The sequence below is a fragment of the Paenibacillus sp. FSL H8-0317 genome (genome assembly GCF_045040685.1).
Classification (GTDB): domain Bacteria; phylum Bacillota; class Bacilli; order Paenibacillales; family Paenibacillaceae; genus Paenibacillus.
Genome location: NZ_CP150294.1, coordinates 2,523,456 through 2,536,088, shown reverse-complemented (window position 1 = coordinate 2,536,088; position 12,633 = coordinate 2,523,456). Strand labels below are relative to the sequence as shown.

Sequence of the window (12,633 nt, the reverse complement as noted above, 5' to 3'; positions counted from 1 at the left end):
GTTACAGCAGCCCTTCCATCAGGTGAATCTTCACTTGCTTCTGTTCGATGTCCACATCAAGCACTACATCATCAATAACGGGAATCAGCACTTCTTTACCTGCTGGCGTTTTGACAACCCATACATCATTGGCACCCGGAGTCAAAATTTCAGAGATGGTTCCAAGCGTTTCACCCTCTTCGGTGATGACCGAACACCCAACGATTTGATGGAAGTAGTATTCACCTTCGTCCAGCTCAGCCAGGTTCTCTTTTAACACTTTGGCCATGCCGCCTTTAAACTTTTCTACTTCATTAATATTGCCGTACTCTTTCAGACGAAGAATATACATATTTTTATGCAAACGTGAAGACTCCACGTTAACCATGACTGGATGATTATCTGGTGTAAAGAAAAACAACTCTGCATTTTTCGCGAAACGCACTTCCGGGAAATCGGTTAAAGGCATGATTCTCACCTCACCGCGAATTCCATGCGTATTAACGATTTTACCTACATTCATAAACTCTGCCATACGTTCCTCCTACGAAATTAAATCAAACTAAACAGCTACTTCGACTCTCGTACGGTCGTTCCGGCGACGGTTCGTTCTTTCGATCGCTGTTACCCCCTCATTTTTTGAACTTACTTTAAAAGGTGAAAATGAGGTGATAAAGGCGAACGCTAACGCTTCTCCAGAATCGATCCCGTCCCCTGCACTGCTCCGAAGTCACTCATACCCAAAAATATTTTAATTCAATATCTAATCCAACGTATTAAGTTCAGCATGCACGAAAAGGGGCTAGGACATGCATCCTAACCCCCTTTCGTATATCTTTAAGATATGATATCAACGGTAACCCGTTTATCCATCTTAACTGCTGCTGATGTGACGACCGTACGAAGTGATTTCGCGATTCGTCCCTGTTTACCAATTACCTTCCCGACATCGTCAGGATGAACGGTTAATTCATAAACGACAAGCCGGTCTTTCTCAACCGTCCGAACCGTCACATCTTCCGGATGATCGACTAAAGCCTTAGCAATTATGCTTACTAATTCTTCCATAGATGACCCTCCGAATCAGCACTTTATTTAGATAATTTAGACTCGTGGAACTTCTTCATCACGCCCGCTTTGCTAAGCAAGTTGCGGACAGTGTCAGATGCTTGTGCACCGTTTTGAAGCCATGCCAATGCTTTATCTTCATCGATCTTAACAACAGCCGGTTGTTCAACCGGGTTGTAGTAACCGATCTCCTCGATAAAACGACCGTCACGTGGGGAACGGGAATCCGATACCACTACGCGGTAGAAAGGAGCTTTGTGAGCACCCATACGTTTCAGACGAATACGAACTGCCATTTGAAAATTCACCTCCTTCAATGAAATCTGTATATGATCCAGCTTCGCTTAAATCAACGGAAAGGAAACTTCATTCCTTTACCCATACCTTTAAGCTGCTTCATCGCTTTATTTTTACCGCCTTTAGGTCCCATCATATCCGAGAACTGTTTCATCATGCGGCGCATCTCATCAAATTGCTTGATCAGACGATTTACTTCGGCCAGAGATGTTCCGCTTCCGGTAGCAATACGCTTCCGGCGGCTATGGTTGATCATGTCCGGGTTGCGTTTCTCCTCGGTCGTCATTGAGTAAACGATCGCTTCAATCCGGCCCATCTGTTTATCATCAACCTTCAGATCCTTGGCTTGTTTCATCTTGCCCATGCCAGGAATCATATCCATGATCTGATCGATTGGTCCCAGCTTTTTCACTTGATCCATCTGCTCTAGGAAATCTTCAAACGTGAATTCTGCATTACGCATCTTCCGTTCCATTTCCTTGGCTTTATCAGTATCAATGTTTAATTGTGCTTTCTCAATCAGAGATAACATATCACCCATACCGAGGATCCGTGAAGCCATACGTTCCGGGTGGAACGGCTCCAAAGCGTCAAGTTTCTCTCCAAGGGAAGCAAACTTGATTGGACAACCCGTAACTGCTTTGACAGAAAGTGCAGCACCACCACGAGTATCGCCATCCAGCTTCGTCAGGACAACCCCGGTCAGATTAAGCTGCTGGTTAAAGTGTTCTGCTACGTTAACCGCATCCTGACCTGTCATGCTGTCTACGACAAGCAGTACTTCATCCGGATTGACTACGCTGTGAATCTGGCGAAGTTCTTCCATCAGTTCTTCATCAACATGCAGACGTCCAGCTGTATCGATAATGACATAGTCATTACCGTTATCTTTGGCATGTTGGAGACCTTGACGTGCGATCTCAACAGGGCTTGTCTGATCTCCCAGTGTGAATACCGGCGCTTTGATCTGCTCGCCAAGTACTTGCAACTGTTTGATCGCTGCCGGACGATAAATATCTCCTGCAACAAGCAATGGTCTGCTGTTTTGCTTTTGCAGCATTTTAGCTAGTTTACCGGATGTGGTTGTTTTACCAGCACCCTGCAAACCAACCATCATCAGCACCGTAGGCGGTTTGTTCGCTTTAGCCAGTTTCGCTTGGCTTCCACCCATCAAATCCGTTAGTTCCTTGTTAACGATGTCGATGATGACCATTCCTGGCGTGAAGCTCTCCATCACTTCTTTGCCAACAGCCTTCTCTTTCACCTTGGCGATGAATTCCTTGACCACTTTGAAGTTTACATCCGCTTCGAGCAATGCCAGACGTACCTCGCGCATAGCCTCGGCTACGTCTTCATCAGACACCTTGCCTTTGCCGCGCAGCTTGCTGAACACATTCTGTAATCGGGTCGTTAATCCTTCAAATGCCATGATCCCACCTCCTTAAGCTTTAATACTGTTTTCAAGACCGATACGTTCCGCTCAGCCAACTTTTCATTCACTAAGCTGAGCAACGATATCGTGTATTTGTTTGTTGTTATCAATGGAGACGCCTGCGCGTTCCAATGCATTTTGCAAATCTTCAAGATTGCGATTACGCCGTTCATGCTTTTCCAGCAAGCCCAGCTTGCTTTCGTAATTTTCCAGCACTTGTTCGGCACGCTTGATATGCTCGTATACCGCCTGGCGGCTGATCTCAAACTCGGCTGCAATTTCACCAAGTGAGAAATCGTCATGAAAGTAATACTTTAGAAAAGTCTGCTGTTTCTCGGTAAGTAACAATTCATAAAAAGCAAACAGCAAGTTAATCCGGTTTGTCTTCTCAAGCCGATTTTCTTGACTCACATCGGGGCACTCCCTTCGTCAAGGAAAAACACTTTACACTCTTGCAACGTTCCTAATAATACCTAAAACAAATCAGGTTGTCAAGCAAAAATACTTGTCACAATAAAAACAGCTCTGATGATATGTTATTTCGATGTTTAACGGGTGGTTTTATCCCCTTTTTACAACAAGCAAATCCTGTCTGTATCTCTGCAATCCACCTCTATGTAGAAGAAAAAACGAATGCATCTCAGTCCGTGGAGATGCATCCGTTTATGGTGTTTTAACGAAGTGGTGTCAGGTACAGCAGTACCATAAAGAAATGAAGAATACTGCCTGCTAGCACAAAGAGATGCCAAATCGCATGGTGGTACGGAAATCCACGCCATACATAAAAGAGCGTACCCAGTGTATACATCAGGCCTCCAGCAACCAGCAGCACGATTCCGCCTGTAGGAATGGCAGCCATAAGCGGTTGCCAGGCAATAACGATGAGCCAGCCCATCGCAATATAGAAAATCGTGGACATGAATAGAAACCTTTTCGTAAAAAACGCCTTAAAGATCACGCCGAATAATGCGATACCCCAGATTATACCAAACAGGGTCCATCCAAGTGTACCGCGAACAGCAATAAATAAAAGCGGAGTATATGATCCGGCAATAAACAAATATATGGAAGAATGGTCGAAAATCTCAAATAAATCTTTCACTTTTCCATCTTTCCATGCATGCACGAGTGTAGAGCTTGTATAGAGCAGCAGCATGGTGATCCCGTAGATCGTGAAACTGACCACGTGCCAGGCCGTGCCTTTCATACTTGAAAATACAATCAATATCACCAGTGCAGCTACACTGAGTGCAGCGCCGATTCCATGTGTCACCGCATTGGCGACTTCTTCACGGCGAGAATAGGTATACGTATTGGCCATTTTCAACCGTCCTTTCTAACCCTTTAACATTGCCTTCTTTATACCTCCATTATACACGTATTGCCAGTGACATTACACGTGACACTTATCACGTATATCACTGGCAATACGGTTAACATTATTAATTCATCCTACTTATTAATGGTTCTAGGAATTTGCTTCCTCTTCTTCAACACTTTCAGCTGGCTGTTCCTGGATCAATCCGGCGAACAAAGCATGCACAAATTGCTCCGAATCAAACGGCTGCAGATCATCAATCTTCTCACCCAGTCCTACGAGCTTCACAGGCAAGTCCAGCTCCTGACGGATCGCAACAACGATCCCGCCTTTAGCTGTTCCATCCAGTTTCGTCAATACGAGGCCAGTTACACCGCTTTTCTCACCGAAAAGTTTAGCCTGGTTTAAAGCATTTTGACCTGTTGTTGCATCCAGCACCATCAGTACTTCATGCGGAGCATCCGGAATCTCACGCTGAATGACACGATAGATCTTGTTAAGCTCGTCCATCAGATTCGATTTATTTTGCAGACGACCTGCTGTATCACAGAGGAGTACATCAGCACCCCGTTGTTTCGCTGCCTGCACCGCATCATACATAACCGCTGCTGGATCAGAACCAGATTGCTGTTTGATCACATCGACACCGGCACGTTGTCCCCATACTTCCAGCTGTTCGATGGCTCCGGCACGGAACGTATCTCCAGCTGCCATGATGACTTTTTTACCTTGCTGTTTAAATCGATGTGCCAGCTTGCCAATCGTTGTTGTTTTACCAACACCGTTAACACCAACGAACAAAATGACAGTAATGCCATCCGGGTTCATTTTCAGTTCGTTATTCTGTTCACCGCGAAGAAGATCCGTCAGTTTCTCGGACAATACAGGCTGCAACTCAGCCGCGTCCTCAATTTTGCGTTTTTTCACCTCAACGCGCAGGTCTTCGATCAGATTCATGACTGTATTCACACCAACGTCTGCTCCGATCAAAATCTCTTCCAGTTCTTCATAGAACTCTTCATCGATTTTTTTGCGGCGGATTACGAGATCCGACACTTTTTCCACTAACCCTTTACGTGTCTTTTCCAATCCATCCTTGAACTGTTTGGTGACCGACTCTGTTTTGCTTGCAATGCTGTCTCTAAGCTTTTTAAAAAAACTCATAAAGCCCCTCCATCGTGTACATAATCTAAGCGCTTTTGCAAAAATGCTCAATCTGAATGATTTTCAATGATTACAATGAGTTCGTTTGTCTCGCAGGTTTGGATCAGATCAGGCAATTACTGCTTCCTCATCTTCCAGTTTAACCGAAACGAGCTTGGATACTCCGCCCTCTTCCATTGTAACACCGTACAGCACATCTGCCTCTTCCATCGTACCTTTACGATGGGTAACAACGATAAACTGTGTCTGTTCGGAGAATTCACGCAAGTACTGGGCAAAACGTACCACGTTAGCTTCGTCCAGTGCTGCTTCTACTTCATCCAGCACGCAGAATGGTACAGGTTTGACATGCAGAATGGCAAATAATAAAGCCATCGCCGTCAAAGCTCGCTCCCCACCGGATAACAGTTGCAGGTTTTGCAGTTTCTTGCCTGGTGGCTGAGCCACAATATCTATTCCCGTTTCAAGCAAGCGCTCCGGGTCCATCAGAACAAGGTCAGCACGTCCCCCGCCAAACAGCTTGCTAAACACGGTACCAAACTCACGGCGGATGGCATCAAACGTGATCTTGAATCGCTTCGCCATCTCGTCTTCCATTTCCCGAATAACCTGATACAACGTTGTTTTGGCTTCCACCAGGTCATTCTTCTGTTCACTCAGGAACTCGTATCGCTCATTGACTCGCTGGAACTCCTCAATCGCTCCCAGGTTCACATCACCCAGGGCCGATATACTGCGCTTCAGCTTCTGTACCTCTGCCTGTGTATGCTCCACGTCTTCCGGCACAGGATAACGCTCTTTGGCCAGTTCATAGCCCAGTTCGTATTCATCCGTCAGTTTTCGCAGTATATTTTCCAGCTCAACATCCAGCCGGTTCACGGAAATTTCCGTCTGTCGCATCTGCTCTTCCACAGCTTTTAACTGCGTGCGCTGTTCCTTCGTTTCGCTCTCGGCAAGCTCAAGCTTCTTCGACAACTCACTTCGGGCAGCACGTTTGAAGTCCAGCTCCTGGGAAGCTTCCGCTTTTTTCAGCTTGTACTGGTTCAGATCTTCAATCTGCTTAACACTCTCGGTCTGTGTTTTCTTGAGATCTGCTTCCATTGAAGCCAGCAACGTGCGATTCTGACGAAGATCTTTCACCAGCGACTCCACTTCCCGCTCCAAACGTCGCAATTGTTCTCCATTGGAGAATCGCTCCTGATCAAGCTTGCCTTCGCGCACTTTCAATTCGGTGAGTTGGCTCTGCAATTCTTCCTTCGCGGATTCATTGGCTTTCCGAGCAAACTCAGCTGCATGAATGGCACGATGGGTCGCTTTTTCTTCCTCTTCAAGCTGCTCCAGCTTCTTCACAGCGACGATACGAGCCGTATCCAGCTCTTTGATCTCTTCGGTGAAGCCGCTCTTCTCCTGCCCGGCAACGGCAACCTGTTCAAGCACATGGCGAAGCTCATGCTCTACCTGCTTCATTTCCATCGAAGCCTGCTGTTCTGCATTCCGGGTATCGTCACCGGACTGACGAAGTTCATCCAGTTTGTCCTGACACTGCTCCAGTTGAACTTTTACATCATCCACACTGCGATGCAGTTTCACGATCTGATTTTCGGTATCCAAAATATCCTGGTCGAGCTGGTCCAGCTGCCGTTTCCGACTGAGCAGACTCACATTTTTCTTGTGCTGGCTACCACCCGTCATGGAACCACCGGCATTGACCACGTCACCTTCAAGGGTCACGACACGGAAACGATACTGGCAACGAGCCGCAATTTTATTGGCAACCTCCAGCGTTTCGGCAATAATAACATTACCGAGCAAGCTGCCAATGATCGAAGCGTACTTGGATTCGAATTGTACAAGATCAGCACCGATCCCCACAAAACCCTCCATACCTTCGATCATGGAACGTTCAGCCGCGCCAATGGCACGAGGACGAATGACATCCAGAGGCAGGAACGTTGCACGCCCCAACTGGCGTTGCTTCAGGAAAGCGATTGCCTGTCTGGAAACTGATTCATTTTCCATGACCACATGCTGCAAGGATGCTCCCATTGCAGTCTCTACGGCAAGTTCGATCTTCTCGGGAACTTTAACAAGTTCAGCCACAGCTCCATGAACACCATTGAGCGTACCTTTACGTGAAGCCTTCAGGACCTCCTTGACACCCAGCATGAATCCGTCAAAATCATCCTGCATCTCTTTCATCGTATCGCGGCGGGAGACTTGAGCTTCACGCTTCTGTTCCCATTTACGGACCGTGCCTCGACTTTCTTCGAGCAGCTTCTGCAACGACTGAAGTCGTTCACTTTCCGTAATGTAACCACCACGCAGATCACTGATTTCTTTGCCCAAACGAACAACTTTTTTCTCAATGTCCGCTTTGCGACTTTCCAGTGTCTCTTTCTGATCTTCCCATTTGCCTGATTCTTCAGCCGCGCGATTCATCCTGCGCTCCAGCGTTTCTTTCTGCTGATCCACATAACGAATTTCATTTCGTGTCTGAGCCATCTGATTCATCAGTTCCAGCAAATTGCCTTTGAGGCTTTCCTCTTGCTGTTGACTAATGCCACCTGTAACACCGATGAGTTTGGCTTCTTCCTGGGACAACTGATTTCTCACATCATTCAGTTCATGCTCAAGTTTGCCAAACTTCTCACGCAGTGCAAGCAACTCGGTTTCCCGTTCGCGATGTCTCTCTTCACTGGCGGCAAGCGTTACTTTAAGCTGCTCCTGATTTGTTTGCAGATGGTGGGAGCGCTCCTTGAGCAATTCTCCAAGCCCTTCACTTTTCTCTGTCGCTTCACTGAATTGCAATAAGGCGGCTTGCAGTTGCTCTGTCTCTGTTTCTAGGATACGCAGCGCATTCCGATCATTTTCCAGCTTGGCATCATGCGTAGAGACAATCGCTGCGAGTCCAACCTCTTCCTGCTTCAGGGATTGCAGTCGCTCATTCGCCTTACTCCAGGACGCATGGATCTGTTCGATCTGGTACACATACATGGAAATTTCCTGTGATTTGAGCTGTGAACGAAGTTCCTTATAATGGATCGCTTTCTCCGATTGTTCCTTTAGCGGTCCAATCTGATCTTCCAGTTCAGTCACCAGATCATGAATCCGCAGCAAATTCTGCTCTGTCTCATCCAGTTTGCGCGTCGCATCCCGCTTGCGGGATTTATATTTAACGATACCTGAAGCTTCTTCAAAGATGCCTCTGCGATCCTCTGAACGGGTACTCAGAATCTCTTCGATTCGCCCCTGTCCAATAATCGAGTAGGCTTCCTTACCGATGCCGGTATCCATAAACAACTCCGTAATATCCTTCAAACGACAAGATTGCTTGTTAATAAAATATTCACTATCTCCGCTGCGATGTACACGACGAGTCACCGTCACTTCACCAAAATCCAATGCAAGTGCGTGATCCTCGTTATCAAGTGTTAGCGACACCTCACCGAAATTAACGGCCTTCCGTGCGTCACTGCCTGCAAAGATGATATCTTCCATCTTGCCACCACGCAGCGACTTGGCACTCTGTTCCCCCAGAACCCAACGGATTCCGTCCGATATATTACTCTTGCCACTTCCGTTCGGACCTACAACAGCCGTAATGCCACGAACGAATTCCATCTCCGTTTTGTCGGCGAATGACTTGAATCCACCCAATTCAATCCGTTTTAAAAACATAGGGTTTCTCGTCACCTCCTCTTGCAAATTTCAAGTATTGCATTCAAGCGCTAAATAAATTGAACAATTGTCATTACACATGATCACTCCAATTGCAGTACCATCCTCCGATCGCTCTTATCCCCAGATTTTCTTGATTCCCTTATCCAAGGGAAAAATCCGTAGATAAATGCGGAGCATATGCTTCCGATGTAGCTTTCTTTCAGAAAGCTTTTAGCTTCGCTTCTTCAGATTGGTTCTGCACTCTTCGTTTTGTGTAAAATAAGGTTCAACTTATGAGTTAACGATCAGGCAAACTCCCCCTGAACCTCTTTACAAAAAAAAGAGCAAAAAGCAGTCCGGCCGATTACTTCCGCCGGGGCGGACCCGCGGGCTGCTCTTTGCTCTTCGTTTGTCTATGCGCTATCGGTTAAGCTCCGGCTTCCGGAAGCTTTAGTCGATCAAGTGCTGCAGATGCAGCCTGTTGTTCCGCTTCCTTTTTGGAACGTCCTGTACCTCTGCCAAGCCGTTCTTGACCCATATGGACCTCCGAGACAAACTCACGTTCATGGGCAGGTCCCCGTTCCTCAACGATACGGTATTCCAAAGCTCCCATATTGTGATGCTGAGTAAGTTCCTGCAGTTCCGTTTTGTAATCACTCATTTGCAGCTTGCTGCCCAATACGATTAATGGGAAGACATGCTGGTCGAGAAATGTCCGGACAGGCGCAAGCCCCTGATCCAGATACAATGCACCAATGAAAGATTCAAACACATCTGCCAGCAGAGCCGGTCGTGTCCGTCCTCCAGTTAGTTCCTCACCTTTACCAAGAAGTACATACTGCCCAAAACCCAACGCTTCAGCAAATTTGACGAGGGAAGGCTCACAGACAATGGATGCCCGCAGCTTAGTTAATTCACCTTCCGGACGGTTAGGATACAAATGATACAAGTACTCCGATACAGTCAGTTCCAGCACGGCATCGCCCAGAAACTCCAGACGCTCGTTGTCCTGATGCTGACTGAACCGGTGTTCGTTTACATAAGAAGCATGGGTAAACGCTTGTTTTAAAAGCTGCCTGTTGTCAAATTTGATTTGAAGTTTATGTTGTAACTGCTTCAGATCTTCACTCAAACGAACTAGCCCCTTATGCTTCAAATTTTTTGAGAATAATGGTGGCATTGTGACCGCCGAATCCAAATGAATTGGACATGGCAATATTAACTTTGGTTTGACGTGGAACATTTGGTACATAATCCAGATCACATTCTGGGTCCTGATTTTCCAGGTTAATCGTTGGAGCCAGTGTCTGATGTGTCAGTGACAATCCGCAGATGACCGCTTCTACACCACCAGCAGCGCCAAGCATGTGGCCCGTCATGGATTTAGTGGAACTCACGGCGAGCTTGTACGCATGATCACCAAACGCCTTTTTGATTGCAAGCGTTTCGGATCTGTCGCCTACAGGCGTCGAAGTTCCGTGTGCATTAATGTAGTCTACTTCTTCAGGCTCAATACCCGCATTACGAAGTGCCATCTTCATGCAACGTGCTGCTCCGTCCGGATCTGGTTCTGTCATGTGATGTGCATCACCTGTCAGACCGTAACCGATCACTTCACCATAAATGCGTGCACCACGTTTTTGAGCATGCTCCAGGGATTCCAGAATCAGAACACCAGCACCTTCGCCCATAACAAAACCATCACGTTCTGTATCAAAAGGACGGCTTGACTTCGCAGGATCATCATTACGTGTAGACATTGCGCGCATCGCACAGAACCCTGCAAGACCCGTTGGTCTGATTGTTGCTTCCGCACCACCACAGATCATGGCATCTGCATCACCATTCGCAATCAGCTTGAAGGAATCTCCGATGGAGTGTGTACCTGTTGCACAAGCCGTAACAACATTAATGTTAGGACCTTTGGCACCAAGAGAAATGGACATTTGGCCTGAAGCCATGTTGGAGATCATCATGGGAATAAAGAATGGGCTTACCCGTTTTGGACCTTTTTGCAACAATGCATTATGTTGGTCCTCCCACGTACCCAATCCACCAATACCTGATCCGATGGATACACCGAAACGCTCTGCATCAATATTCTCGTTAATTTTCAGACCACTGTCTTCAACGGCTTTGAAGCCGGCTGCCACAGCGAACTGTACAAAACGGTCCATTTTGCGCGCATCCTTGCGATCCATATATTCTTCCGGGTTGAAATCCTTGATCTCGGCTGCAATCTGTGTCGTGTATTCACTAACATCAAACGCCTCAATCTGAGAAATTCCGGACTTTCCTGCCATTAAACTGCCCCAGAACGTTTCCAAATCTTTTCCGAGCGATGTCATTACGCCCATTCCGGTAATTACTACTCTTTGTTTCAAACCGAGTCACCTCTATATCGACTGCATTACGCAAGTATTTTGTGGGAATATCCGCAAACAGGCATCTATTCAACCAAGATAGGCCTGTTTGAGTAGAGCTGCTTGCGGAATGAGAAAAACCAATGAATGATGAGAAGTCCCGCCTGTTCGAAAACATGTGCGGGACTAAAAATGACTTTAGGTATGAGATTGTATGTAGTTTACAACTTCACCTACGGTCGTGATTTTTTCTGCATCTTCATCAGAGATTTCCAAATCAAATTCATCTTCCAATTCCATGACCAATTCCACTACATCCAAAGAATCAGCACCCAAATCTTCTTTGAAAGATGCTTCAAGTGTAACTTCAGCTTCGTCTGCGCCCAAGCGGTCGACGACGATGCGTTTTACACGCTCCAATACATCGGACATCCGGTTCACCTCCTTCTTTGGTATTATACGAGAATCGCAGGCAAAATGCCATAGAAGACATATGCGGCTCCCGGCCGGGGAACCCGGCCTTTTTCCGGCATTTCGGATCGTCCAGCGCCTGTTCCCCGACTATTGTTCAAGTCCGGGAAGAATTACATGTACATGCCACCATCGACATGCAGCGTCTGCCCTGTCATATAAGATGAAGCCTGTGAAGCCAGGAAAGTGACTACACCGGCGATTTCATCCGGCTGACCCAAACGGGACAACGGAATACCACTTAGCATACCGTCCACCAGCTCCTGGGACAACTCTTTTGTCATATCTGTCTCAATGAAACCTGGTGCAACACAGTTAACTGTGATTCCACGAGAAGCCAGTTCACGAGCAGATGCCTTTGTCAGCCCAATGACTCCTGCTTTGGCAGCAACATAGTTTGCTTGTCCAGCATTACCGAGCACACCTACAACCGAGGATATATTGATAATTCTTCCCGACCGTTGTTTCATCATTGGACGTGTAACCGCCTTAAGGCAGTTAAACACACCTTTGAGATTAGTTTCAATAACCTGATCGAATTCTTCCTCTTTCATACGCATGATCAGATTATCACGGGTAATACCGGCATTGTTCACCAGAATATCAACGTTGCCCCATGCTTCGAGTGTAGCTTTGACCATTTGTTCAGCTTCATCCATCAGGCCAACATTGGCTTGAAGTGTAATCGCCTTGACTCCTTTGGCACGAATCGCTTCCGCCACTTCCTCCGCTGCCGCTTGACTACCCGCATAATTCACGGCTACGTTCGCTCCAGCTTCAGCAAGTGCCAGTGCAATACTGCGCCCAATGCCCCGGGATGCCCCGGTAACGAGTGCATTTTTACCTTCTAATGGTTTAGACATAATCATTCCTCCTTTCCC

General features: G+C 46.8%; 12 protein-coding genes. All 12 read right to left on the bottom strand.

From position 1 onward, the window contains the following. Position 1: 1 nt before the first annotated feature. Positions 2-514 (bottom strand): ribosome maturation factor RimM, encoded by a 513-nt coding sequence (gene rimM, locus MHB43_RS11895; RefSeq protein WP_091031941.1) that lies wholly within the window; start codon positions 512-514, stop codon positions 2-4. A 302-nt stretch (positions 515-816) separates the two neighbouring features. Continuing rightward, positions 817-1,047 carry a KH domain-containing protein gene (locus tag MHB43_RS11890; RefSeq protein ID WP_017689218.1) on the bottom strand — a complete coding sequence of 77 codons (231 nt, stop codon included), beginning with the start codon at positions 1,045-1,047 and terminating at the stop codon, positions 817-819. A 23-nt stretch (positions 1,048-1,070) separates the two neighbouring features. Next, a complete protein-coding gene (gene rpsP, locus MHB43_RS11885; protein ID WP_017689219.1) occupies positions 1,071-1,343 on the bottom strand; it encodes a 30S ribosomal protein S16 in 273 nt (90 codons plus the stop codon). A gap of 53 nt (positions 1,344-1,396) precedes the next feature. Further along, positions 1,397-2,773: a signal recognition particle protein gene (gene ffh / locus MHB43_RS11880; protein WP_062833767.1), complete on the bottom strand. Its 1,377-nt coding sequence runs from the start codon at positions 2,771-2,773 to the stop codon at positions 1,397-1,399. A 63-nt stretch (positions 2,774-2,836) separates the two neighbouring features. Beyond that, a complete protein-coding gene (ylxM, locus tag MHB43_RS11875) occupies positions 2,837-3,187 on the bottom strand; it encodes a YlxM family DNA-binding protein (protein ID WP_017689221.1) in 351 nt (116 codons plus the stop codon). Between the two features lie 262 nt (positions 3,188-3,449). Next, positions 3,450-4,097, bottom strand: coding sequence for a hemolysin III family protein (locus MHB43_RS11870; RefSeq protein WP_221824199.1), 648 nt, complete (start codon positions 4,095-4,097; stop codon positions 3,450-3,452). 147 nt (positions 4,098-4,244) lie between these two features. After that, positions 4,245-5,258, bottom strand: a complete 1,014-nt coding sequence (ftsY, locus tag MHB43_RS11865; protein WP_221824200.1) for a signal recognition particle-docking protein FtsY — start codon at positions 5,256-5,258, stop codon at positions 4,245-4,247. 108 nt (positions 5,259-5,366) lie between these two features. Beyond that, entirely contained in the window at positions 5,367-8,936 is a 3,570-nt protein-coding gene (gene smc / locus MHB43_RS11860) for a chromosome segregation protein SMC (protein ID WP_221824201.1), read from the bottom strand. 409 nt (positions 8,937-9,345) lie between these two features. Further along, positions 9,346-10,050, bottom strand: a complete 705-nt coding sequence (gene rnc, locus MHB43_RS11855) for a ribonuclease III (RefSeq protein ID WP_036670338.1) — start codon at positions 10,048-10,050, stop codon at positions 9,346-9,348. Between the two features lie 13 nt (positions 10,051-10,063). Then, complete coding sequence (gene fabF / locus MHB43_RS11850) at positions 10,064-11,302, bottom strand: beta-ketoacyl-ACP synthase II (protein ID WP_062833763.1); 1,239 nt, start codon at positions 11,300-11,302, stop codon at positions 10,064-10,066. A 177-nt stretch (positions 11,303-11,479) separates the two neighbouring features. Then, positions 11,480-11,713, bottom strand: a complete 234-nt coding sequence (gene acpP, locus MHB43_RS11845; protein ID WP_024630176.1) for an acyl carrier protein — start codon at positions 11,711-11,713, stop codon at positions 11,480-11,482. Positions 11,714-11,865: 152 nt separating this feature from the next. Beyond that, positions 11,866-12,615, bottom strand: a complete 750-nt coding sequence (fabG, locus tag MHB43_RS11840; RefSeq protein WP_017689228.1) for a 3-oxoacyl-[acyl-carrier-protein] reductase — start codon at positions 12,613-12,615, stop codon at positions 11,866-11,868. Positions 12,616-12,633 lie beyond the last annotated feature (18 nt).

What these genes read in the sequence shown, in the direction of transcription:
- fabG (WP_017689228.1), bottom strand. Translation starts at nt 12,615, where the DNA reads ATGTCTAAACCATTAGAAGGTAAAAATGCACTCGTTACCGGGGCATCC.
- ffh (WP_062833767.1), bottom strand. Translation starts at nt 2,773, where the DNA reads ATGGCATTTGAAGGATTAACGACCCGATTACAGAATGTGTTCAGCAAG.
- MHB43_RS11890 (WP_017689218.1), bottom strand. Translation starts at nt 1,047, where the DNA reads ATGGAAGAATTAGTAAGCATAATTGCTAAGGCTTTAGTCGATCATCCG.
- MHB43_RS11870 (WP_221824199.1), bottom strand. Translation starts at nt 4,097, where the DNA reads ATGGCCAATACGTATACCTATTCTCGCCGTGAAGAAGTCGCCAATGCG.
- rpsP (WP_017689219.1), bottom strand. Translation starts at nt 1,343, where the DNA reads ATGGCAGTTCGTATTCGTCTGAAACGTATGGGTGCTCACAAAGCTCCT.
- ftsY (WP_221824200.1), bottom strand. Translation starts at nt 5,258, where the DNA reads ATGAGTTTTTTTAAAAAGCTTAGAGACAGCATTGCAAGCAAAACAGAG.
- acpP (WP_024630176.1), bottom strand. Translation starts at nt 11,713, where the DNA reads ATGTCCGATGTATTGGAGCGTGTAAAACGCATCGTCGTCGACCGCTTG.
- smc (WP_221824201.1), bottom strand. Translation starts at nt 8,936, where the DNA reads ATGTTTTTAAAACGGATTGAATTGGGTGGATTCAAGTCATTCGCCGAC.
- rimM (WP_091031941.1), bottom strand. Translation starts at nt 514, where the DNA reads ATGGCAGAGTTTATGAATGTAGGTAAAATCGTTAATACGCATGGAATT.